Genomic DNA, 21044 nt, shown 5'->3' with positions numbered 1-21044 from the left:
AGCCGCTGCCCGCGAGCCTTCCGCGCACACGAGCCCCAAGGGATTTCAAGGGATTTCGAGATGTCCGACGTCAGCCAGCCCGCCGCCCATCCGCCCGTGACCGACTGGGTCCATGATTTCGACCACACCGATCCGCAATGGACGGAAGATCCCTTCCCGATCTGGGACGAGCTGCGCGCCGCAAGCCCGGTCGTGCATACCGACCGCTTCCTCGGTTGCTACCTGCCGACAACCTATGAAGCGGTGCGCCAGATCGCCAACGACAGCGAGCATTTCTCCTCGCGCCGCATCATCGTCCGCGACGTTCGGCCGGAGATCACCAGCAGAAACTCCGCCCCGCCGATCACGTCCGATCCGCCGGTGCACAAGCCAGCCAAGCAATTGCTGCTGCCGCCGTTCACGCCGGACGCGATGAAGAAGCTGGAACCGCGGGTGCGCGCGATCTGCAACGAGTTGATCGACGGCTTCATCGCTGAAGACCGACTGGACGCGGCAGAGCGCTACACCAAGCACATTCCGGTTCGCGCGATCGCACACATGCTCGGCATCCCCGAGACAGACAGCGATCTTTTCATCCGCTGGATCCACATGATCCTGGAACTTGGTATCAAGGACGAAAACACGCTGCTCCAGGCGGTGCAGGAGATGACCGTCTATTTCAGCGGCCATATCGAGGCGCGCAAGAACAAGCCGACCGACGACCTCATTTCCTACCTGATGAATGCCCGGGACAAGGACGGCAATCCGCTCGAGGATTCGCATGTGCTGGGCTCGCTGCGACTGCTCCTGATCGCCGGCATCGACACCACCTGGAGCGCGATCGGCTCCTCGCTCTGGCACCTCGCCCGGACGCCGGCCGACCGCCAGCGCCTGGTCGCCGAGCCCGGACTGATCCCGACCGCGGTGGAGGAGCTGCTGCGCGCCTATTCGCCGGTGACGATGGCGCGCGAAGTGGTCAAGGAGACCACGATTTCCGGCTGCCCGGTCAAGGCAGGCAACATGGTGCTGCTGTCCTTCCCGGCCGCCAACCGTGACCCGAAAATGTTTCCGGATGCTGACAAGGTCGTGATTGACCGTCGTGAGAACCGCCACGCCGCCTTCGGCCTCGGCATCCACCGCTGTGTCGGCTCGAACCTTGCGCGCATGGAGATGCAGGTTGCGCTGGAGGAATGGCTGAAGCGAATTCCGGACTTCGCCCTCGATCCGGCGGGCACGGTGACCTGGTCACAGGGAACCGTCAGAGGTCCCCGCCAGTTGCCATTTTTGCTTGGAAAGGCGATGTAGACCTCTCCAAACAGCGATGCGGAGAGGCCGGACGTGACTGAGCAAGCAATCAAACCGGCCTCTGAGCATTTTGATATCGCCAGCGCCCTGCGCGGATCAACGCGATCTTCATCGGCTCGATCGGCAACCTCGGCCTAGGCCTGCCCTATGCGATCAACGTCTCGGTGTTCGGAGACACGGCGCTGGCGATCGCGCTCTATTTCAAGAGCATCGGGCATGAGGAGTGGTTCTACTATTATCTCGCTGGTATCATCTGCCTGTCGCTGATCATCTATTCCACGATGCGCGACACCAAGCACGCCTCCGCGATGCACCGCCACGAGTAGCCGATGGTCGAAGACAACGAGCCGCCCGACAGCAAGCTGACGCGCACCAAGGAAAAATGGGCGCGCGAAGGCCGCTTCTTGACCGGCAAGATCACGCGGCCGGAAGACCAGCGCCTGCCGCCCGGCCAGCATCTGACAAAAGACTGGCCGGTGCTCGATCTCGGGGTCGTGCCGCCGGTTTCGCGCGAGCGCTGGCGGCTCGACGTCTACGGCGCGGTCGAGAACCCGGTTTTCTGGACCTTTGCCGAGTTCGCCGCCCAGAAGCAGGCGCAGTTCACCTCCGACATTCACTGCGTCACGACCTGGTCGCGCTACGACAATGAGTGGGAGGGGCTCGCTACGCGCGAGCTGCTCGCGGCCTGCCAGCCGCGCGAGGACGCGCGCTTCGTCGTGCTGCATTCCCATGACGGCTACACCACCAATCTCGCGCTGGAGGACTTTGCCGCCGAGGACGCATTGCTCGCCCATAGCTGGTCCGGCCAACCGCTCTCGGCCGAGCACGGCGGCCCGGTGCGGCTGGTGGTGCCGCATCTGTATTTCTGGAAGAGCGCCAAATGGGTTCAGTCGATCGAATTCCTGACCGAGGACGCGCCGGGCTTCTGGGAAGTCCGCGGCTATCATAATCGCGGCGATCCCTGGGCAGAGCAGCGCTATTCGGGCGATTAGGTTCAAGCAAGGACGGGGGAAGCCCATGCCGACAGAGCGCTTTCAATTCACCGGCGAAGGCGGTCATCAACTCTCGGCCGCGCTGGAGCTACCCGACGGCGAGCCCACGACCTTCGCGCTGTTCGCGCATTGCTTCACTTGCGGCAAGGACACGCTGGCCGCCAAGCGCATCTCGGTCGCGCTCGCCGCCAAAGGCATCGCCGTGCTGCGCTTCGACTTCACGGGGCTCGGCTCCAGTGAAGGAGATTTCGCCAATTCGACGTTTTCCTCCAACGTCGCCGATCTCGTACGCGCTGCCGATCATCTGCGTAGCGTCCGCAAGGCGCCGTCGATCCTGATCGGTCACAGCCTCGGCGGCGCCGCGATCCTTGCGGCAGCCGGACAAATCCCGGAAGCCAAGGCGGTTGTGACCATTGCGGCACCATCCGATCCCGCCCACGTCACCGGCCTGTTCAAAGAGCATCTCGACGACATTCGCACCCAAGGTGAGGTCGAAGTCTCGCTTGCGGGACGCCCGTTCCGGATCAAGCGCGAATTCCTCGACGACATCGCCGAGCACGAGCTGATGAAGGACGTCACGGGCCTGCACAAGGCGCTGTTGGTCATGCATTCTCCAGTCGACGATACTGTCGGCATCGACAATGCGACGAAGCTCTTCGTCTCCGCCCGGCATCCCAAGAGCTTCGTTTCGCTCGATCATGCCGATCATCTCCTGACCCAGCCGGCCGACGCGCTCTACGCAGCCGACGTGATCGCGGCCTGGGCGAGCCGGTACATCGACACGGCAAAACCTGCGAAGGCGTTGGATCTCCCCGAGGCGCCGCGCCGGGTCGTGGTGCAGGAGACCCGCAAGAGCAAGTTCAACCAAGTCATCTCCGTCGGTCCGCATCGCCTCATCGCAGACGAGCCGGTCGCCGCCGGCGGCGAGGATGCCGGCCCTGGTCCCTACGATCTCCTGCTCGCTGGCCTCGGGGCCTGTACCTCGATGACCATGCGCCTCTATGCCGACCGCAAGTCGCTGCCGCTCGATCGTGTCACCGTCTCACTGAAGCATTCCAAGATCTATGCAAAAGACTGCGCGGAATGCGAGACGCGCGACGGCATGCTCGACCAGATCGAGCGCGACATCGCGATGGACGGCGCGCTCGATGCCGAGCAGCGCAAGAAACTGATGGAGATCGCCGACAAATGCCCGGTGCACCGGACGCTGACCTCGGAAATCCGGATCGTGACCAGGGCCGTGGATTAGCGCGCTTGCGCTAGAAGCAGGACGCCATCGTCCGCAACGCCGCGGTGATCTCGCTCTCGCGCCAGGCCGCGAAGCCGAGCAGCAGGCCGCGATCGCGCGGCCTGCCCAGTGCCAAGCCGGACAGGGCGCGCGTTTCGACGCCCGCTTCGACCAGCCCGCTTGACCGCCGCCCGATCGGCGCGGCCACGCTTGAGGCGAGCGACGAGCTGAATGCCACCGGGGGGCACTTCGGCAGAGAGCACGTCGCCCAAATGACGCTCTAGTCCCTCCACGAGGTGATCGCGGCGGGCATGATAGATCCGGCGCACCCGGCGCAGATGCGCCAGGAAATGCCCATCGGCAATGAACTCGGCCAGCGCGTCCTGGACGTGGCTCGGGGCGATCAGCCCGATGTGCCGTTGTGCGATCTCCAAGGTGTTGACCAGGGCCGGCGGAACGACGAGATAGCCGAGGCGGATGTCCGAGGTCATGGCTTTGGAAAACGTGCCGACATAGAACACGCGGCCATGGGCATCGAGTCCCTGCAAGGCCGGCACCGGCCGGCTGTCATAGTGGAATTCGCCGTCGTAATCGTCCTCTACGATCCAGGTCTTGCCGGGCCTGCTCAGGCCAAGAAACTCCGTGCGGCGCGAGAGCGACATCAGGCGACCGGTCGGGTGCTGGTGCGACGGCGTCATGAAGATCAATGTCGGGGTCGCCATCCCCGGAATCCGCTGCATGCCCTGCTCGTCCAACCTGATCCCGGTCACGCGCGCACCGGACGCGCGGAAGGCGGCTGCGGCGCCGGGGTAGCCGGGATCCTCGACCCAGACGTCGTCGCCGGGGGTGATGACGGCGGCCGCAATCAAGGTCAGCGCAGCCTGCGCGCTCGGCAGAATCAGGATCTGATCCGCCGTCGCGCGCACGCCCCTGCTGGTCGCGAGATAATGCGCCAGTGCCTCGCGCAGGCGCGTCCGGTTGACCGGTCCGAGCTCACGCCTGGCCGCGTGCACAGCGCTGCGGCGCAGGCAGCGCGCCCAGACCTTGTTCGGAAACTCCCGGAAATCGCCGTGCCCGGGACGCAAGGGTCTCAGTCGCGCCTGATAAGACATCGGCCAGTCGGTCTGCGTGAGGCTCGAAGCCCAAGGCGAAAGCCGCGGCTTGCCAAGGCGCATGCGAGATGCGACGGCGCCCGCCTCTGCAATGCGCTCGCCGCCCTCGACCGTGATCATCGGACGGCGGCCGTGCGAGGCCTCGAGATATCCCTCGGCGGCGAGCTGCTCGAACGCATAGGTGACGGTGTTGCGCGAGACGCCAAGATCGCTCGCAAGCCGGCGGCTCGACGGCAGCGTGCGGCCTTTGACGAGACGGCCGGTCGCGATCAAGCTTCGGAGCTGACTCGTCAGTTGAGCCACCAGCCCCTCGTCGTCGGCCCGGTTCAGGTCGATCAGGGCGGAGATCATGCTTTCCGAAACTGGCACCTTGATCCTTTCTGATCTGGCACTTTTTTAGGTGCCAGGCGGAATGCTATCCGCCGGATAGAACTGCTTCAAGGATTTTGCGATGAACTCCCTCTCGCCCCGCGCCGCCGTCGGCCTATTCCTCATCGTCGTGCTGGCCTGGGGCGTAAACTGGTCGGTGACGAAGCAGCTCGTGCAATTCCTTCCGCCGCTCTGGACCTCGGCGATCCGCAGCTGGATCGCTTTGGCAGCATTGTTCGTGATCCTGGGGCTCAGCAACAATCTGGTGATCCCCAAGCGGCGCGACATTCCGGTGGTCCTGAGTGTCGCGCTGCTGCACATGACGATATTCTCTGTCCTGGTGGCGGCCGGTGTGCGCTTCCTGCCCGCGAGCAAGGCTATTGTGCTCGGCTACACCACCCCGCTCTGGGTCGCGATCGCAGCGCCCCTGCTGGGGCAGGATACGCTGACTGCGCCAAAACTGGCCGGCGCCCTGCTCGGGCTGATTGGTCTTGCCGTGATCCTGAATCCCACCTCGATCGACTGGACGAATGCCAACGTCGTGCTTGGCGCCGGCATGGTGATCCTGGCCGCGATCTCATGGGCTGCGAACATCATCTATATTCGGGCCCATCGCTGGATCGCATCGCCACTTCAGCTCCTAATCTGGCAGGTGCTCGTTGCCACGATCGTGCTGTCAGCGGCTGCGATGATCGTGGAGGGACTGCCGCACGCGGAATGGTCATGGAAACTCGTCCTGCTGTTCCTGTACTCCGGTCTGATCGGGACAGCGCTGGCTTATTGGGCCATGTCGATGGTCAACAAGAGCATCTCGGCTCTGACGACGGCGCTCGGCACCACCGGAACGCCGCTCGTCGGGATGGCCTGCGCTGCGATCCTGCTGGGCGAGCCTATTGATACTAGTCTTGCCGTTGCGGCCGGACTGATCATCGCCGGCATCGGCTTTGCGACCCTGGGCGACCGGTTGCTGCGCAGTCAGGCCACTGCGAGCGGCTGAACGCGCAGCATCCCGCGCAAGCCCGCCGTCGTGCCGAGCAGGATGCCGGCGACGGCGACGAAGGAGCCCAGCGCGAGCGTCGACACGCCTGTAAGCCCTTGCCCGATCGAACAACCGAACGCCATCACGCCGCCGATGCCCATCAGCGCGGCGCCACCCGCCGATCGCAGCATGTGGCGTGGCGAGGAATAGCCTTCAAGATGGAAACGGCCCGTCGCAAGCGCGGTGGCCAGACTGCCAGCGAAGACGCCGGCAACCGTCGCAACGCCGAAATTCGGCGTCAGACCGGTCGAGAGCATGGCATATTGCAGGCCGTCCGCGATCGGCGCGACGAAGGTGAGCGAGGTCACCGGCACCGGGTTGAAGTCATCCGCGCCGAGATAGCCAGTGACGAACCAGCCGCCGGCGACGAGGAGACCGACGATGACACCGGCCGCGATCTGGCCGGGGGAACGCCGGAACGCTGGGTGCGCGAAAGCAAACAGGATCAGCGCAACGACGATGACAGCAGCAGCCATCGCGCGCGAAAGCGCTTCAGCCGGACCGAACATGGCCAACAATGACGGCAGCGAATTCACGCTGACCGTGGTTTGCGATGCCTGGACCAGCGCGATGCGCGCCGGCGCGATCAGGCCCTTGAGCGTCATCTGCGCGGCGATGGCGAGCACGACCACCACGACGAAGGAGCGGAGGTTGCCGCGACCGAGCAGCACCAGCGCGCGCGAGCCGCAGCCGTTCGACAGCACCATGCCGTAGCCGAACAGAAGTCCGCCGAGAAACAGCACCGGCGCCGAAAAGGACTGTTGCAGGTAGATCGACTTGCCGAGATCGACCATGCCGTTCCCGGCGAGAAATTGGCTCGCTGCGGTCGCAACCGCGATCGCCAATGCATAGGTTCGTACCAACCGCCCATCCCCCTTCGCCAGCCAGCCGCGCATGCTGCTCATCAGGCAGAAGCCGCTGAGCAGGCCGACAGCGCCGTAAACCAGGCCAATGACGAGGCCCGCGAGGATGACGAGTTGGGTGGACGATTCCATCATCAAGGCTTCAGGATCACGCGATCACGCGACGAGCCTGCAACGGCGACATAGGCCTCCTTCGCGCGTTCGAGCGGATAGACCGCGTTCGCCTTGATCGGGAACGGCTTCAGGTGCCCGCTCGCGAAGCCCGGGCCGAGGTCACGCAGCACTGCGCCTGTCGCGATCGACGAGAGGCCGAGCGTGTCGATGCCGACATAGGTGTGTTGCCCGCGATAGAATTCCAGGATGTTGAACTGCACGATGCGATCGATCGCGGCGATCAGGATCTGGCGGCCGCGAAGCGCGAGCGACTTGTGCGCCGCCTGGAAATAGGGATCGCCGACCGTGTTGAAAACGATGTCGGCACCTTTACTCCCGGTCAACTCGCGCACGCGTGTGGCGACGTCGGTCGCGGAAGCGTCGATCACCTCGATGGATGCGTTGGCATGGCCCTCATAAGCTTCCGCCTTGCGCACCACGCCGATGACGCGCGCGCCCTGCCAGGTCGCGATCTGTACCGCCGCTTGGCCGACCTTGCCATTGACGCCGAACACCAGCACCGTTTCCCCGGGCTTTGGAATGCCGGCGCGGCGAAAACCCTCCATCGCGGTGACAAAGGGCACCCCGATGCCGGCGGCCTCCTCCCAGGACACGGTCTTGGGCTTATCGACCACCGCGTCGGATTCAACGACGAGATGGCTGGCGTGAGTGCCGTCGCGACGGATGCCGAGATCGCCGGAGGAGCCGAACACCTCGCGGCCGATCGTACCGGCGGGCCCGTCGATCACCACACCGGCGTAATCGCGGCCCGGCGTGCGCGGGAAGATGGCATACGGCATCAGACCGGTCGCGGCCTTGACGTCGGACGGATTGACTGCAGCGGCCTTGACCTCGATCAGCAGATCATTCGGACCGCGAGCAAGCGTCTGGCGCTCGACCGCCGGCGCGACCACAGCCGCGTTCTCGGCCTTGGCATTGAGGCGCACGCAGCGCGCGTCGACGGCATTGGGATCGGCTGTTGACATGGAAAAACCCGCGATTTCTCGCGGGCCTTGTCGCCTTTGAGGACGGTCGAGTCAATCCGTCAACTCAATCCTTGGGCCGCTTGTCGTAGAGGCGCTTGGCCTTGCCAAGCGAGCGTTCCAGCGTCGCCGGCGCAACCACGCTCACCCTGGAGCTGATCCCGATGGTGTTCTTGATGTGCGTTGAGATCCGATCGGCATGGTCGAGGAGGCCCCGGCCATCCCAGCTCTCGGGCCGCGCCTCGGCAATGATGGTCAGTTCGTCCATGCGGCCTTCGCGGGTCAGTTCCAGAATGAAATGCCCGCCGCACCAGTCGGTCGCGAGCAGAACCTCCTCGATCTGGGTCGGGAACAGATTGACGCCGCGCAGGATGATCATGTCGTCGGAACGGCCCGTGACCTTCTCCATCCGCCGCATGCCCGGCCGCGCCGTGCCCGGCAACAGCCGCGTCAGGTCGCGGGTGCGATAGCGGATCACCGGAAAGGCTTCCTTGGTGAGCGAGGTAAACACCAGTTCGCCCTTCTTCCCGTCGGGCAGCACCGCACCGGTGTCGGGGTCGATGACTTCGGGATAAAAATGATCCTCCCAGATATGCAGGCCGTCCTTGGTCTCGATGCATTCCTGGGCGACACCGGGGCCGATCACCTCGGACAAACCATAGATGTCGGTCGCGTCCATGTCGAAGGCGTCTTCGATCTCGCCGCGCATCGCATTGGTCCACGGCTCCGCGCCGAAGATGCCGACCTTGAGCGAGCATTGACGCGGATCGAGCTTCTGACGCTTGAACTCGTCGAGGATCGCCAGCATGTAGCTCGGCGTCACCGTGATGATGTCGGGCCGGAAATCGTTGATGAGCTGCACCTGCCGCTCGGTCATGCCCCCGGAGATCGGCACCACGGTGCAGCCGAGTTTTTCGGCGCCATAGTGCACCCCTAACCCGCCGGTGAAGAGACCGTAGCCATAGGCATTGTGGATGATCATGCCGGTGCGGCCGCCGGCGGCGCGGATCGAGCGCGCCATCACGTCCGACCATGTGTCGATGTCGCGTTGCGTATAGCCCACCACGATCGGCTTGCCCGTCGTGCCGGAGGACGCATGCACGCGCACCAGCTTTTCACGGGGCACGGCAAACATGTTGAAGGGATAATTGTCGCGCAGGTCCGTCTTCACCGTGAACGGGAATTTCGCAAGATCCGAGAGCTCTCGAAAGTCTGACGGATGCACGCCGGCCGCGTCGAATACCTTGCGATAATGCGCCACGTTGTCGTAGGCGTGCTTCAGCGACCAGGCCAGTCGCTCCGTCTGGAGTGCCATGATCTCGTCGCGCGATGCGCGCTCATGCGCATCCATTTCGGCGCGATAGGTGCTACCACCTTCCTTGAGCCTCGACAGAGCCATCCTCGTTTCCCGTATCATTGTTTTTCTTTATTGATCCTGCGCCGGCAGCCAATTGCCGGGAATGACCCGCGAATGCCCGCGGAATTCGGCGATGACTGTATCGCCGGCGGTGACGCGCACGTCATAGATGCCGGAGCGACCGCCGCGCGTGACCTCGCGGGCCTTTGCGACGAGGCGATCGCCGAGCTTGCCCGGCTTGATGAAGGTGATCTGTCCCTGCGCCGCCACGACGCGGTCGTTGTGCGAGTTGCACGCGAAAGCGAACGCGGAATCGGCGAGCGTGAAGATGAAGCCGCCATGGGCGATGCGCTGGCCGTTGACCATGTCCGGCCGTACAGTCATAGCGAGCGTCGCATAGCCCGGGCCGATCTCGACGATGTCCATGCCGAGCCCTTTGGAGGCATCGTCCTCCGCCCACATCGCATCGGCGCAGGCGCGGGCAACATCCTCGGGCGACAAGGCGGCTTTGACGTTCACGCGCTTCTCCCGTCCAATTGTTTGGACACGATGTTCTGCTGCCTGGCTAAAACTGTCAAACGTGGTCGTAATCGACTACAACCCGCTTCGACGATGGCTTGGCCTGACAAGTCAGGACAAAGCCGGCCTTCAGCTCCCAGGGTTCCAGCGAGTAGTTGATGTCCATCGGCGCCTCGCCCTCAACCAGTTTTGCACGGCAGGTCGAGCACATGCCGCCCTTGCAGGCGAAGGGCAGATCGACACCGGCGCGTAGCGCGGCATCGAGGATCGCCTCGTCCTCGGCCACCGGCACGTCGCGGCGCTTGCCGTCGATGATCAGCGACGCGATCGCTTTCGGCGGCGCGTCCGGCGCAACGATCTTCTTCGGTCGCGGCTTGCCGCCGAATTCGGAGACGAAGCGCTCGACATGGATACGCTCGTCCGCGATGCCGAGCCCTCGGCAGGTCGCCTCGATGTCTTCGCTCATGCCGGACGGACCGCAGATGAAGACGTGATCGACGCTTTCCGCCGGTACCAGCGAGCGCAGCAGCACCCTCACCTTGTCGCCGTCGAGCCGGCCGTGCAAGATCGGAATGTCCTGTTCCTCGCCGGAGATGACGTGGAAGATCGAGAGGCGGTCGATGAAGCGATCCTTGAGCTCTTCGAGCGCCTCGAGGAACATGATGTTGTCAGTGGTGCGATTGCCGTAGAACAGGAAGAACTGGCTGTCCGGTTGGCGCGCAAGCGTGCCCTTGACGATCGACAGGATCGGCGTGATGCCGGAGCCAGCGGCAAAGCCGACATGGATGCGGCCGGCGCCGGCCGGCGGGATCACGCCGAAACGTCCCGTGGGCGTCATCACATCCAGCGCGTCGCCACACTTCAAATCGTCCGCTGCCCAGCTCGAAAACGCGCCACCATCGATCTTCTTTACGGCGATGCGTATCTCGCCGTCATCGGGCCCGGAGCAGATCGAATAGGAGCGGCGCACTTCCTCGCCATCCAGCGTGGTGCGGAGTGTGAGGTATTGGCCGGGCGTGAAGGCGTAGTCGGTCGCAAGCTCCGCCGGGATCGCGAATGTCAGCGATACGGCGTCCGACGCCTCGCGGCGGAGGTCGTTGACGGCCAGGCGATGAAAGCGTGGTGCGGCTGCTGACATGGTCAATGACACTTGAAATAATCGAAGGGTTCGCGGCAGGCCCTGCAGCGCCAGAGCGCCTTGCAGGAGGTGGAGCCGAATTCGGACAGCAGCTCGGTATTCGCCGAGCCGCATTGCGGGCACGTAACAGCTTGCTCACCGAACAGCGCGCGGCGTGAATTCGAATCCTGCGGCGGCGCGATGCCGTAGGCGTGAAGCTTCCGGCGGCCCTCTTCGCTCATCCAGTCCGTGGTCCAGGCCGGCGACAGCACGGTGCGGACCTTTGGACTGCGGAAACCTGCGCGCTCCAGCGCGACCTCGATTTCCAGCGCGATCATGTTCATGGCCGGGCAGCCCGAATAGGTCGGAGTGATCGCGACCTCGACGTGATCGCCGTCGACGACGATGTCACGGAGCACGCCGAGATCGGCGATGGTCAAAACCGGAATTTCGGGATCGACCACGCTCGCCGCGGCATCCCAGGCTCGTTGGCGCAGTTCGCTATGGGGCTCCAGCACCGTCACCATGTCTGCCCCGGAAAGGTACGCTGTGTCGATTGCAGCTCTGAGAGAAGATGGCCGAGATGCTCGCTGTGCCGGCCCACGCGGCCGCCCTGCTGCATCCAGTCGTTCTGCGGCAGCTTGAGCGTTGCTTCGGCGATCACATCCGAGAGTATCGTCAGCCAGCGACCCCGCAAGATCCCTGGATCTACGGCGATACCGGCATGGATCAAGGCGCGCTCGCCGTCGTCGACGGCAAACATCTCGCCGGTGAACGCCCAGAGATGATCGATCGCAGCCTGCGCGCGGGCATGGCTCTCGTCGGTGCCGTCGCCGAGCCGGATGATCCACTCCGAGGAATGCCGCAAATGATAGGCACTCTCCTTCTCCGACTTCGCGGCAATCGCAGCGAGCGTCGTATCGCGCGAGATCATCATGGCGCGCCAGTAGAGATCAGCGAAGGCGGAATAGAAGAACTGCCGCACCAGCGTCTGGGCAAAGTCGCCGTTCGGCTGCTCGAGGAGCAGCAAATTGCGATACTGCCTGACGTCGCGCAGGTAGGCGAGCTTGTCCTCGTCGTTGTCCTTGCCTTCGGCCTTGGCTGCGTAGGTGTAGAGCTCGCGGGCCTGGCCGATGAGGTCGAGTGCGATATTGGAGAGCGCCATGTCCTCTTCGAGCATCGGCGCGTGCCCGCACCATTCCGACAGCCTGTGGCCGAGGATCAGCGCATCGTCGGCGCGGCGCAATGCGTAGAGCACCAGCGGCGTCTCTGAGACCTGGATGTTCGCGACGGGCATCACATGTGCCCCACTTCCTCAGGCACTTCATAAAACGTCGGGTGCCGGTAGATCTTCGATTCCGCCGGCTCGAACATCATGCCCTTCTCCGCGGGATCGCTTGCGGTGATCGCCGTCGACGGCACGACCCAGATCGAAAGGCCCTCGCCGCGACGGGTGTAGATATCGCGTGCGGCCTGCAAGGCCATGGTGGCGTCGCTCGCATGCAGCGATCCCACATGCTTGTGCGCGAGCCCGTTGCGGCTGCGAATGAAGACTTCCCACAGCGGCGTGTTCGGCGTGGCCATCATGATCTCCTACTCGGCCGCTTGTGCAGTTCGACGCTGCGCGCGCTTTGCGGCATAGCTAGCTGCCGCCTCGCGCACCCAGGCGCCTTCGTCATGCGCCTTGCGGCGCGCAGTCATCCGGTCACGGTTGCACGGTCCGTTGCCGGCGAGCACCTGCTTGAATTCGGTCCAGTCGATCTCGCTGTAGCGCCAGTGCCCGTCCGCGTCCTGAATCATGCCGGGATCGGGAATGGCGAGGCCGAGATATTGCGCCTGCGGCACGGTCGCGTCGACGAACTTCTGGCGCAGCTCGTCATTGGAGAAGCGCTTGATCTTCCATTTCGTCGAGGTGTCGCTGTGCTGGCTGGTGGCATCGGGCGGGCCGAACATCATCAACACCGGCCACCACCACCTGTTCAAGGCATCCTGCGCCATCGCCTTCTGCTCGTCGGAGCCACGGCACAGCGTCAGCATGATCTCATAGCCCTGGCGCTGGTGGAACGACTCCTCCTTGCAGACGCGGATCATCGCGCGTGCATAGGGACCGTAGGAGCAGCGGCACAGCGGGATCTGGTTCATGATCGCGGCGCCGTCGACCAGCCAGCCGATGGTGCCGATATCGGCCCAGGTCAACGTCGGGTAGTTGAATATCGAGGAATATTTCGCCTTGCCCGCGAGCATGGCATCGACCAGCTCTTCGCGCGACGTGCCGAGCGTCTCGGCCGCGGCATAGAGATAAAGCCCATGGCCGCACTCGTCCTGCACCTTGGCGAGCAGCGCCGCCTTGCGGCGCAGGGACGGCGCACGCGTGATCCAGTTGCCTTCGGGCAGCATGCCGACGATTTCGGAATGTGCGTGCTGGGAGATCTGGCGGGTCAGCGTCTTGCGATAGGCCGCCGGCATCCAGTCGTTCGGTTCGATGCGCTCCTCGGCATCGATGCGGGCCTGAAACTGCGCAGCCTTGGCCGTGTCCTCAAGACCGCGATCATCTGTCTCGGCCGTGTTCAGCGCCTGGGTATACATGCGCTCCTCCCGTTTTATTGGGAGGCAATATATAACAAGAATTATCTCATGCAAGATATTTCTGTAACATAACGATCAAGCCTCGAATCTCCGTTCCAAGAGTTTTCGCGCCGGCGGCAACGGCCCCTTCTCATTGGTTCCGTGTCCATCAAGCCATTGTTCCGATGGAGCAAGCAGCGCGCGATAGATGTCGCCGCACAGCGCGCGGGCGGCCCTGCCCGGCCAGTCGGCCGGAAGCAGACTTTCGGGCAGCAGCGGATCGCGCAGCACGACGCGGCGGTAATGGTGGATCAGGAGGATGCGCGCGGTGAAGGCGTCGGTCTCGGACAAGTCCGTGCCGCGCGCGATCGCGGCGCGCAGCGGCTCGAACGTCTTCATGAACTTGAGATAGGCGTCCGCGGTGCGGTCCAGCGGCCAGCTCGCGCTGAGCAGCCGGCGGCCGCTGTCATCCTCGGCCGAGACTTCCAGACGGATGGCGCCCGCGGCCTCGCCCGGCACTGGCACGCCTGACGGCGCGACCCACACGCCCGGCAGCGGACTGCCGAAGCCGGCATTGCGGAGCGCCTCGCGCGAGGCATCGCGATCCTCGCCATTGCCGATCAGAAGCAGCTCGAACCGCCCGGTCCAGTCGGACGGCGGCGGATCGTAGATATGGCGTGTCGCGGCCTCGAAGATCCGGCGACCCTTGTCGGCCAAGCGGTAGAAGCTATTGCGGCCGACCTTTTCCCGCGTCAGCCAGCCATCGGCGGCAAGCCGCGACATCGCGGTACGCACCACGCCGCTGTCGATGTCCAGGCTCTCGAAGAATTCCAGCAGCGTGCCGAGCCATACCGAACCGCCACGCGGCACGATGGCATCGCCGAACACGGTGATGACGATAGAGCCGGTGCGCGACGGCTCGCGCTTGAGCTGATCGATGATGCGGGACAACGGATGCGCCATGCGCGAGGCATAGCGCGTTTGGTGCGGGCGCGACAATGGACGGGTGCGACGGTCTCGCGAATGCCTTCTTTCCTTCCCCCGCATCCGCCTTCGCTAAAGCTTCGGCGGACATGAGCGGGGAGAGGCAAAGAACTACCGATGCGGATCGGGATAGACCACGCTGCGCCAGCCGCTGCGGTCGAAGGGCCGCCAGCTGCCTTCCTTCTGCGCAAGGCGATCAGCCACCGCGAAGACAGCGGCCGGGTGATGGCCCATGCCGCAATGGCTGCTCTCGATCTCGATGCTCTCGGTCTGCGCGCCCCTCTTCTCCATACAGCCCTGCCAGGCGCAGACACCGTCGGTGCGGCTGAAGATCGCCGTGGTCGGCACCGGCGGCGGAACGGCGAGATCGCCGCCGAACTGCGGATCGACCTCATCGGACTTCCGCCCGCTCGCCCATTCATAGACGCGCCAGGCATTGGTCGAATGGGGATCGCCGGCAAAGGGGCTGCCGAGCGTGATCACCTGGCGTACGCGGTCGGGCATCATCTTGGCGAGCTGGCGCGCATAGAGACCACCGAGGCTCCAGCCGACCAGGCTAATCTTGCGGCCATGCCTGTCGCTGAGCTCCTGAACCAGATCCACCATCGCGTGCTGCACGCCCTCGCGCAGGCCGTAATTGCGGCCCTGGCGCCAGCCGCTCACCGCATAGCCCTTACCGGACAGAAAGGTGCGCAGTGCACGCGTGGACCCATCGGAAGCCACGAGGCCCGGCAGAACCAGCACCGGATGCCCATCGCCGCGCGGCGCCAGGCTGAGCAGCGGCAGCGCGCCGAGGAATGCGCCGAACTCGTGGATCGCTCGCCCTTCCAGGAACATCAGGGTGCGGGACGGCGGGCTCAGCGTCTGGGCAGTAGCGGTCATCAATGGTCCCCTTGGGAGAATTGCTGAAAAGGCCACCGGTTGTTTGCCGGCAATGGGTATGGGATTCCAACACGCCGGCTTCTTGATCGTTCCGCAACGCAACATGAATCAGCTAGGCAGCGGGTTCCCGACATTCAAGCGGGAGACACACCGAGCCACAATAGGCCCGCGCGTTAATGCTGACGTCCGTGACGCAAAAGTCACAACCATCGAAGCAGGAATTCTACGGAGTAAAGCGCAAGGCCCGCCAGCCCGCCGATCAGCGAGCCGTTGAAGCGGATGTATTGCAGGTCGCGGCCAATGTTGATTTCGATCAGCGAAATCAGCTGCGCCATGTCCCACGACTTGACCTGGTCGGAGATGAAGGTTGAAACGCCGCTCTTCTGGTCCGCGACGAAACTGCGCAGCACCGCGACCAGGCCCTTGTTGATCTCGCCGCGCAGCTCGGAATCGCCGGCAAGCGCTTCGCCCGCCGCGACACACATTCCGGCGAGATGATGCTGCAGCACCTGCGTCTCGCCGCTTGCGCTACGCTCGATGAAGGACCGCGTGTTGGCCCACACGGTGCGGGCAAGATCGGCAAGCTCGGGACGCGCGAGCAGATCGCGCTTCAAGCCGTCGATGCGGTCGATATAGCCCTGGTCGGTGCCGAGCCGGTCGACGAAGCTCAGCACCATGCGATCGAACTCGTCGCGGAACGGATGTTTGGGATCGCTGCGCACCTCATTGAAGAACGCGGTGGCGGAGTCCACGATCTTGTTCACCAGAAATTTGTCGGCCCGATAGAGCCTGAGCAAGGTCGGCAACTCCGCACGCACCTTCTCGCGGATCATCGCCATCGTCTCGGTCTGGTTGAGCGTTTCGTGCATCACGCGCAGGAGATCGTCGAACAGGATCTGGTGCCGCCCTTCCGCGACGAAACCGCGCAACGTGCCGGCCGCGAGCGGCGCTAGGTCGATCGCCTGGAGCTGCGAGGACATGCGGCGGATGATGAAGGTCATCAGACCGGAGCTTTCCGTCGCGGAGACAGCCTCCGGCAGCAGGCGCAGCGCGAAGCGCGCGAGATCATCGCTGCGCTTGCGATCGCGCAGCCAGTCGGCGACGAAGGAGCCGAAATCGATCTCCTTCAGCTTGGCCTCGACGGGAGCAGCCTCGAGGAAATGCACCTGGATGAATTCGCCGAGCTTGTCGGCGATACGCGCCTGGTTGCTCTGGATGATCGCGGTGTGCGGGATCGGCAGGCCGAGTGGACGCTTGAACAGCGCGACCACCGCATACCAGTCGGCGAGCCCGCCGATGGTCGCGGCTTCGGCGAAGGCCGCGATGAATCCGAACACGGGATGCACGGGCAGCAGCCATTTCGCGACGACGAACAGGACAAGCGTCGAGCCCAGCACCAGCGTCGCCAGCGCTTTGACGCGACGCAATTCGGCCGCGCGTTCCGCGTCGCCGGGGGAGTCGAAAGAGAAGGTGCCTGATGGAGTCATCACAGCATCACCCTATCCGTCATTGCGAGCGAAGCGAAGCAATCCAGAGTCTTTGCAAGGAGGCAGACTGGATTGCTTCGCGGAGCCTGTCATCGGGCCGCGCTTTGCGCGGACCCGTTGGCTCGCAATGACGGCTGCGGCGGAAAACAAAAGGCCCGCCGAAGCGGGCCTCAAATTCAGTTTTTACTCAGGCGCCGTATCAGGCGGTCTTGTTGTAGACCTTGGCAAAATTGTCCTGAGCGGACTTCGCACCGTTGGCGGCGAGCTTGCCGAAATAGTCGGTGGTCGCCTTGGCGCGCGAGACGAACGCTTCGCCGCGGGCGCGGAGCAGGCCGGACTGGATCTCGACAGCTTCGCTGAACGACTTGGCGGACGCGAGCTTGTCGATGCCCGCGAAGAACGCCTCGGCGTCCTCGTAGATCGCCTGCTGGATGTTGCGGCTGATCTTGCCGACTTCGGTGACGGACTCGGTCACCGCGTTCTCGACGGCGGCGGTCACGCGCTCGGAGCCAGCGAACACTTCGGCAGCACGGTCCTTGGCGGTATTGGCGGACTTCTTGACGAACTCGCGGGCAGCCTCGGGAACTTCCAGGTTCTGGATGTTCTTGAACGCGTCCTTGAAGCCTTCGAAAGCGGTGTTGGTTTCGGTGGTCATTGGGGTCTCTCCATCCTCATTGGTTGAGCTATGGGCTCACCCCGTCCGGTTTTGGCCCGGGGCACGGCTTATATGGCATAGTTAATTGTGCGATGCAATATTCATATTGCAGTGCGATATCACGAAGCCGTGAATAGCCTTAACGGGGAGCAATCTGGCGCCTCCCTGACCATCCGGGTTCCCGAACACCCGTCCAACGGTTCTCAATGCTGGACGGCGCCAGGCAGCCCATAGGCCTCCATCTGGGCCTGGACCTGCGCGATATTGTGCCCGAGCACGACGATGTCGTGAGTCTTGCCGTCGACGTCCCGGACATGATCGCGCAGCAGTGCCTCGGCCTTGAAGCCGAGGCTCTCGAACAGCGTGATCGCCGCCTGCTGGTCGACTGTCATCTGGACCGAGAGCTTTTCGAGGCCGGCGCCGAGCGCGAGGGCGAAGGTCTCCTGCGACAGTGTTCGCCCCACCCCCTTCCCGCGCACGTCGAGCGAAACCACCATCCGGATCTCGCCGACATGGGGCGACCAGGAGTGCGGATCGCGCACCAGCGTGCCGCAGCCGACCACCGTGCCGCCCCTGACCGCGAGCAGGCTCGTGATCGCGCCGCGCTCGATCTCCTTGACCCAGGCGGAGAGCACCTTCGGCTCACTGATGTTGCGCGGCAGGAACAACAGGTCGTGGGTCGGCAGGCCTTTGCCGAACGCGAGCACCGCGGCTTCGTCCGCGGGCGACATCAGGCGGATCTCGATATCGCCGGCGTCCGTCTTCACATGACGCGGATAGGAACGCTGCTCACTCATGTCGATCTCTTCCCCAGCCAGGAATCCAGTTTCGGCCACAGTCGCTTCACCGCATTGGCGCCGGCGACGAGCGAGACGTGACCGCCCTTCAGCATCACCTCCTCCTTGTCCTCCGATCCAATCTTGGCGATCAGGTGCTTTGCCGCCTCATACGGCACGATGTGGTCATGCTCGGCAACCGCATGCAGGAACGGCACCTTGATGTCCTCGAGCTTCGCAGCACGGCCGCCGACCGACATGGTGTCGTTGAACAGCTTGTTGTCCCACATCAGGTCCTTGGTGATGGTGCGGAAATATTCGCCGGCCAGCGGCAGCGTGTCGGTCGCCCAGCGGTCGAACATCCGGTAGGATTTGACGAACTCGTCGTTCCAGATGTTTTCCCAGAGCTGAATCTGGCTGACGGTGCGGGAGGCCGGGCGCAGCATCTCGAACGACGACAGGATCATCTCCGGTGGCACGTTGCCGATGCTGTCGACGAGGCGATCGACGTCGAAATAGCGACGGTCGGAAAAGTTCGAGAACAGCTTCATCTCGCGAAAGTCGATCGGCGTGGTGAAGCAGATCAAATTCTTCATCGGCCCGTCCTTGTGGATCGAGCCGTAGAGCAGCGACAGCACGCCGCCGAAGCAATAGCCGATGACGGAGACGTCCTGTTCGCCGGAATCCTGCTGCACGCGGCGGATGCAATCCGGGATGAAGTCGAGGACATAGTCCTCCATGCGGAGGCTCTTCTCCTCCGGCCGCGGCGCGCTCCAGTCGAGCATGTAGACGTCGTAACCGCGCTTCAACAGGAACTCGATAAAACTCTGGCCGGGCACGAGGTCGAGAATGTAACCGCGATTGGTGGTCGCCATCACGATCAAGATCGGAATTCGATAGATCTCGTCGGACATCGGCCGATAATGGTAGAGGCTCATCGTGCCGCGCGAATGCAGCACGTCCTTCGGCGTCGAGCCGAGCGTGGGACCGGACGTCGAAAAATATTCGACGCCCTTGATGCTGCGCTGGATGGCGCGTTGCACCTCGGACTGGATCCGCTCCGGGATCCCTGCGAAGTCTAATCCGGCGGGTGCATTCATGTCTGCTCTCCGCCTTCAGATGGTGGGCGCTTGGTGCGCGGCGGGCGCAATGCAGTATCGGAGCCCTGAGAAATGCCGGAACTTGCCGCCATCTGGCTCAGCATCGACTTGATCTCACCGATCTGTCCTTCGATGGACTGCAGCCGCTCCGCAAGACCGGTGACCTGGTCCCGGCTCGGTAGATTCATGGAGACCAGATATTTCTCCATGAGGTCGCCGAGCTGCTTCTGAGCACCTGCAGCAACGCCGCCGGCCCGGTTCACGGCTTGCGAAAACTCGGGCGACGACATGGCCTGATCGGCGAAGGAATTGAACCCCTTCTCCATCTCGCCAACCATCTTCTGCCACATGGCAATGGGGTCGTTGCTCTTGCCGGTCATCGGCGTCCTCCTGAATTCGAGAGCTTCGATGCCCTTCCCTTTTTCGCCATACCACACCGTTGCGCGGTGCCGGTCAACCGGCAAGCAACGGGTCCGGTGTCGCGAACGCGGCTTCATTGCGAGGGGAAACCGTGCGATACAGCATTGATCAAAAGCCGAGGGAACGCACCCGTGAACGCCTATCATCCGCCGCAAACCGTCCACGCCAACGGCATCGACATCTGTTACGAGATTTTCGGCAACGACAATGCCGAGCCGCTGCTGCTGATCATGGGGTTAGGCGCCCAGATGATCCACTGGGACGATGCGTTCTGCGAGCAGCTTGCCGCGCACGGCTTTCGCGTCGTTCGGTTCGACAATCGCGACATCGGAAAGTCGAGCCATCTCACCGGCGGCAAGCGTCTGACGCCGCTTGAGTTGTTGAAGCTTCGGTTTCTCAGGATTCCCGTCGCCGCAACCTACAAGCTGATCGACATGGCGAAAGACACGATCGGGCTGATGGACGCACTCGGCATCAAGTCGGCGCATCTGGTCGGGGCGTCCATGGGCGGCATGATTGCGCAGGAAGTGACGTTGTCGTTTCCCGAGCGCGTGCGCTCGCTGACCTCGATCATGTCGACGACCGGCAATCCGCGCGTGCCGCCCCCGACACGTGAGGCCGCCGCGATGCTGATGGCGCCGCCGCCGCGCAGCAAGGAGGAGTTTATCGCCCGTTACGGCCAGACCTGGAACGTGTTGCGGGCCGGGTCCTTTCCGGAAGAAGAGGCGCTTGATCCCGGTCGTGCCGAACGCGTGTTCGCGCGCGGGCTCAATCCGGCCGGTGTCGGCCGGCAGCTCCGCGCGGTGCTTGCCTCCGGCAGCCGCAAGGAGCGACTGCATGGCGTGAAGACGCCGACGCTGGTCATCCACGGTACCGTCGATCCCCTGGTCCGTCCCGAGGGCGGCAGGGACACGGCAGAGTCAATTCCGGGCGCCAAGCTGTTGATGATCGAAGGCATGGGCCACGCGCTGCCGATGCGGTTCTGGCCGGAGATCATCGGCGCCATCGCCCAGCACGCACATGGCGCGGCGGCGCGTGCGGCGTAAACCGACGCAGAAGGTCTCCTCACGGTGACCATGTGAGCTGCCGATTACTCTCTTAACGCAAGCCGGCACGGAAGCTATACAGCCTTTCCTCAATCGCCAAGAACCTCAATCCG

Annotated in this window: 21 protein-coding genes and 2 pseudogenes; 6 read left to right on the top strand and 17 right to left on the bottom strand. The window is 63.9% G+C overall.

What is annotated here, in order from left to right; genetic code table 11:
- The first annotated feature begins 60 nt into the window (after positions 1-60).
- From BRA1417_RS0116865 to BRA1417_RS0116850, 4 genes and pseudogenes are all read left to right on the top strand, one after another.
- Positions 61-1284, top strand: a complete 1224-nt coding sequence (locus BRA1417_RS0116865) for a cytochrome P450 (protein WP_027516765.1) — start codon at positions 61-63, stop codon at positions 1282-1284.
- 128 nt (positions 1285-1412) lie between these two features.
- Positions 1413-1610: pseudogene (locus BRA1417_RS42840) on the top strand (alpha-ketoglutarate permease); the annotation flags it as partial.
- A gap of 3 nt (positions 1611-1613) precedes the next feature.
- The gene (locus BRA1417_RS0116855; protein ID WP_027516764.1) at positions 1614-2276 is read left to right on the top strand and encodes a sulfite oxidase-like oxidoreductase; all 663 of its coding nucleotides are present in this window, start codon (positions 1614-1616) and stop codon (positions 2274-2276) included.
- A 25-nt stretch (positions 2277-2301) separates the two neighbouring features.
- Positions 2302-3525, top strand: a complete 1224-nt coding sequence (locus BRA1417_RS0116850; RefSeq protein WP_027516763.1) for a bifunctional alpha/beta hydrolase/OsmC family protein — start codon at positions 2302-2304, stop codon at positions 3523-3525.
- Between the two features lie 10 nt (positions 3526-3535).
- Here the strand turns inward: BRA1417_RS0116850 and BRA1417_RS40545 are convergent.
- A pseudogene (locus BRA1417_RS40545) lies at positions 3536-4967 on the bottom strand (PLP-dependent aminotransferase family protein).
- A gap of 100 nt (positions 4968-5067) precedes the next feature.
- Between BRA1417_RS40545 and BRA1417_RS0116840 the strand changes: the two are divergent.
- A complete protein-coding gene (locus tag BRA1417_RS0116840; protein WP_027516762.1) occupies positions 5068-5982 on the top strand; it encodes a DMT family transporter in 915 nt (304 codons plus the stop codon).
- Here BRA1417_RS0116840 and BRA1417_RS0116835 read toward each other — a convergent pair.
- The 16 genes from BRA1417_RS0116835 to BRA1417_RS0116760 form a co-directional block, all read right to left on the bottom strand.
- The gene (locus tag BRA1417_RS0116835) at positions 5961-7019 is read right to left on the bottom strand and encodes a YeeE/YedE family protein (RefSeq protein ID WP_027516761.1); all 1059 of its coding nucleotides are present in this window, start codon (positions 7017-7019) and stop codon (positions 5961-5963) included. The genes BRA1417_RS0116840 and BRA1417_RS0116835 overlap by 22 nt on opposite strands.
- Before the next feature lie 2 nt (positions 7020-7021).
- Entirely contained in the window at positions 7022-8026 is a 1005-nt protein-coding gene (locus tag BRA1417_RS0116830; RefSeq protein WP_027516760.1) for a zinc-binding alcohol dehydrogenase family protein, read from the bottom strand.
- Positions 8027-8090: 64 nt separating this feature from the next.
- Positions 8091-9422, bottom strand: coding sequence for a phenylacetate--CoA ligase PaaK (paaK, locus tag BRA1417_RS0116825; RefSeq protein WP_027516759.1), 1332 nt, complete (start codon positions 9420-9422; stop codon positions 8091-8093).
- A gap of 27 nt (positions 9423-9449) precedes the next feature.
- Positions 9450-9899, bottom strand: a complete 450-nt coding sequence (gene paaI, locus BRA1417_RS0116820; RefSeq protein ID WP_027516758.1) for a hydroxyphenylacetyl-CoA thioesterase PaaI — start codon at positions 9897-9899, stop codon at positions 9450-9452.
- 55 nt (positions 9900-9954) lie between these two features.
- Positions 9955-11037, bottom strand: coding sequence for a 1,2-phenylacetyl-CoA epoxidase subunit PaaE (paaE, locus tag BRA1417_RS0116815; protein WP_027516757.1), 1083 nt, complete (start codon positions 11035-11037; stop codon positions 9955-9957).
- A gap of 2 nt (positions 11038-11039) precedes the next feature.
- Positions 11040-11543, bottom strand: coding sequence for a 1,2-phenylacetyl-CoA epoxidase subunit PaaD (gene paaD, locus BRA1417_RS0116810; protein ID WP_027516756.1), 504 nt, complete (start codon positions 11541-11543; stop codon positions 11040-11042).
- Positions 11537-12313, bottom strand: a complete 777-nt coding sequence (paaC, locus tag BRA1417_RS0116805; RefSeq protein ID WP_027516755.1) for a 1,2-phenylacetyl-CoA epoxidase subunit PaaC — start codon at positions 12311-12313, stop codon at positions 11537-11539. The genes paaD and paaC overlap by 7 nt, the downstream gene beginning before the upstream one ends.
- On the bottom strand, positions 12313-12600 hold the full coding sequence (gene paaB / locus BRA1417_RS0116800) for a 1,2-phenylacetyl-CoA epoxidase subunit PaaB (protein WP_008136594.1): 288 nt from the start codon (positions 12598-12600) through the stop codon (positions 12313-12315). Before paaB ends, paaC begins: the two co-directional genes overlap by 1 nt.
- A 9-nt stretch (positions 12601-12609) precedes the next feature.
- The gene (gene paaA, locus BRA1417_RS0116795; RefSeq protein ID WP_027516754.1) at positions 12610-13602 is read right to left on the bottom strand and encodes a 1,2-phenylacetyl-CoA epoxidase subunit PaaA; all 993 of its coding nucleotides are present in this window, start codon (positions 13600-13602) and stop codon (positions 12610-12612) included.
- A 75-nt stretch (positions 13603-13677) separates the two neighbouring features.
- Positions 13678-14544 (bottom strand): phenylacetic acid degradation operon negative regulatory protein PaaX, encoded by an 867-nt coding sequence (gene paaX, locus BRA1417_RS0116790; protein ID WP_027516753.1) that lies wholly within the window; start codon positions 14542-14544, stop codon positions 13678-13680.
- A 132-nt stretch (positions 14545-14676) separates the two neighbouring features.
- Positions 14677-15447 carry a triacylglycerol lipase gene (locus tag BRA1417_RS0116785; protein ID WP_027516752.1) on the bottom strand — a complete coding sequence of 257 codons (771 nt, stop codon included), beginning with the start codon at positions 15445-15447 and terminating at the stop codon, positions 14677-14679.
- 200 nt (positions 15448-15647) lie between these two features.
- Positions 15648-16934: a DUF445 domain-containing protein gene (locus BRA1417_RS0116780; protein ID WP_027516751.1), complete on the bottom strand. Its 1287-nt coding sequence runs from the start codon at positions 16932-16934 to the stop codon at positions 15648-15650.
- 199 nt (positions 16935-17133) lie between these two features.
- Positions 17134-17589 (bottom strand): phasin, encoded by a 456-nt coding sequence (locus tag BRA1417_RS0116775; RefSeq protein WP_027516750.1) that lies wholly within the window; start codon positions 17587-17589, stop codon positions 17134-17136.
- A gap of 203 nt (positions 17590-17792) precedes the next feature.
- Entirely contained in the window at positions 17793-18386 is a 594-nt protein-coding gene (locus BRA1417_RS0116770) for a GNAT family N-acetyltransferase (RefSeq protein ID WP_007593821.1), read from the bottom strand.
- Positions 18383-19465, bottom strand: a complete 1083-nt coding sequence (locus BRA1417_RS0116765) for an alpha/beta hydrolase (RefSeq protein WP_027516749.1) — start codon at positions 19463-19465, stop codon at positions 18383-18385. The genes BRA1417_RS0116770 and BRA1417_RS0116765 overlap by 4 nt, the downstream gene beginning before the upstream one ends.
- On the bottom strand, positions 19462-19845 hold the full coding sequence (locus tag BRA1417_RS0116760) for a hypothetical protein (RefSeq protein ID WP_027516748.1): 384 nt from the start codon (positions 19843-19845) through the stop codon (positions 19462-19464). The genes BRA1417_RS0116765 and BRA1417_RS0116760 overlap by 4 nt, the downstream gene beginning before the upstream one ends.
- Before the next feature lie 171 nt (positions 19846-20016).
- Here BRA1417_RS0116760 and BRA1417_RS0116755 point away from each other — a divergent pair, with 171 nt between their 5' ends.
- Complete coding sequence (locus BRA1417_RS0116755) at positions 20017-20931, top strand: alpha/beta fold hydrolase (protein WP_027516747.1); 915 nt, start codon at positions 20017-20019, stop codon at positions 20929-20931.
- Positions 20932-21044: the final 113 nt, after the last annotated feature.

Source organism: Bradyrhizobium sp. WSM1417 (assembly GCF_000515415.1).
Taxonomy (GTDB): domain Bacteria; phylum Pseudomonadota; class Alphaproteobacteria; order Rhizobiales; family Xanthobacteraceae; genus Bradyrhizobium.
This window is presented reverse-complemented; position numbering and strand designations above follow the sequence as displayed.

Coding starts and splice junctions, on each gene's coding strand:
- paaK (WP_027516759.1), bottom strand. CDS start 9,422: ATGGCTCTGTCGAGGCTCAAGGAAGGTGGTAGCACCTATCGCGCCGAA.
- BRA1417_RS0116840 (WP_027516762.1), top strand. CDS start 5,068: ATGAACTCCCTCTCGCCCCGCGCCGCCGTCGGCCTATTCCTCATCGTC.
- BRA1417_RS0116760 (WP_027516748.1), bottom strand. CDS start 19,845: ATGACCGGCAAGAGCAACGACCCCATTGCCATGTGGCAGAAGATGGTT.
- paaC (WP_027516755.1), bottom strand. CDS start 12,313: ATGCCCGTCGCGAACATCCAGGTCTCAGAGACGCCGCTGGTGCTCTAC.
- BRA1417_RS0116765 (WP_027516749.1), bottom strand. CDS start 19,465: ATGAATGCACCCGCCGGATTAGACTTCGCAGGGATCCCGGAGCGGATC.
- paaA (WP_027516754.1), bottom strand. CDS start 13,602: ATGTATACCCAGGCGCTGAACACGGCCGAGACAGATGATCGCGGTCTT.
- paaE (WP_027516757.1), bottom strand. CDS start 11,037: ATGTCAGCAGCCGCACCACGCTTTCATCGCCTGGCCGTCAACGACCTC.
- BRA1417_RS0116855 (WP_027516764.1), top strand. CDS start 1,614: ATGGTCGAAGACAACGAGCCGCCCGACAGCAAGCTGACGCGCACCAAG.
- BRA1417_RS0116785 (WP_027516752.1), bottom strand. CDS start 15,447: ATGACCGCTACTGCCCAGACGCTGAGCCCGCCGTCCCGCACCCTGATG.
- BRA1417_RS0116850 (WP_027516763.1), top strand. CDS start 2,302: ATGCCGACAGAGCGCTTTCAATTCACCGGCGAAGGCGGTCATCAACTC.
- paaB (WP_008136594.1), bottom strand. CDS start 12,600: ATGGCCACGCCGAACACGCCGCTGTGGGAAGTCTTCATTCGCAGCCGC.
- BRA1417_RS0116780 (WP_027516751.1), bottom strand. CDS start 16,934: ATGACTCCATCAGGCACCTTCTCTTTCGACTCCCCCGGCGACGCGGAA.
- BRA1417_RS0116770 (WP_007593821.1), bottom strand. CDS start 18,386: ATGAGTGAGCAGCGTTCCTATCCGCGTCATGTGAAGACGGACGCCGGC.
- BRA1417_RS0116830 (WP_027516760.1), bottom strand. CDS start 8,026: ATGTCAACAGCCGATCCCAATGCCGTCGACGCGCGCTGCGTGCGCCTC.
- BRA1417_RS0116865 (WP_027516765.1), top strand. CDS start 61: ATGTCCGACGTCAGCCAGCCCGCCGCCCATCCGCCCGTGACCGACTGG.
- paaX (WP_027516753.1), bottom strand. CDS start 14,544: ATGGCGCATCCGTTGTCCCGCATCATCGATCAGCTCAAGCGCGAGCCG.
- paaD (WP_027516756.1), bottom strand. CDS start 11,543: ATGGTGACGGTGCTGGAGCCCCATAGCGAACTGCGCCAACGAGCCTGG.
- BRA1417_RS0116835 (WP_027516761.1), bottom strand. CDS start 7,019: ATGGAATCGTCCACCCAACTCGTCATCCTCGCGGGCCTCGTCATTGGC.
- BRA1417_RS0116775 (WP_027516750.1), bottom strand. CDS start 17,589: ATGACCACCGAAACCAACACCGCTTTCGAAGGCTTCAAGGACGCGTTC.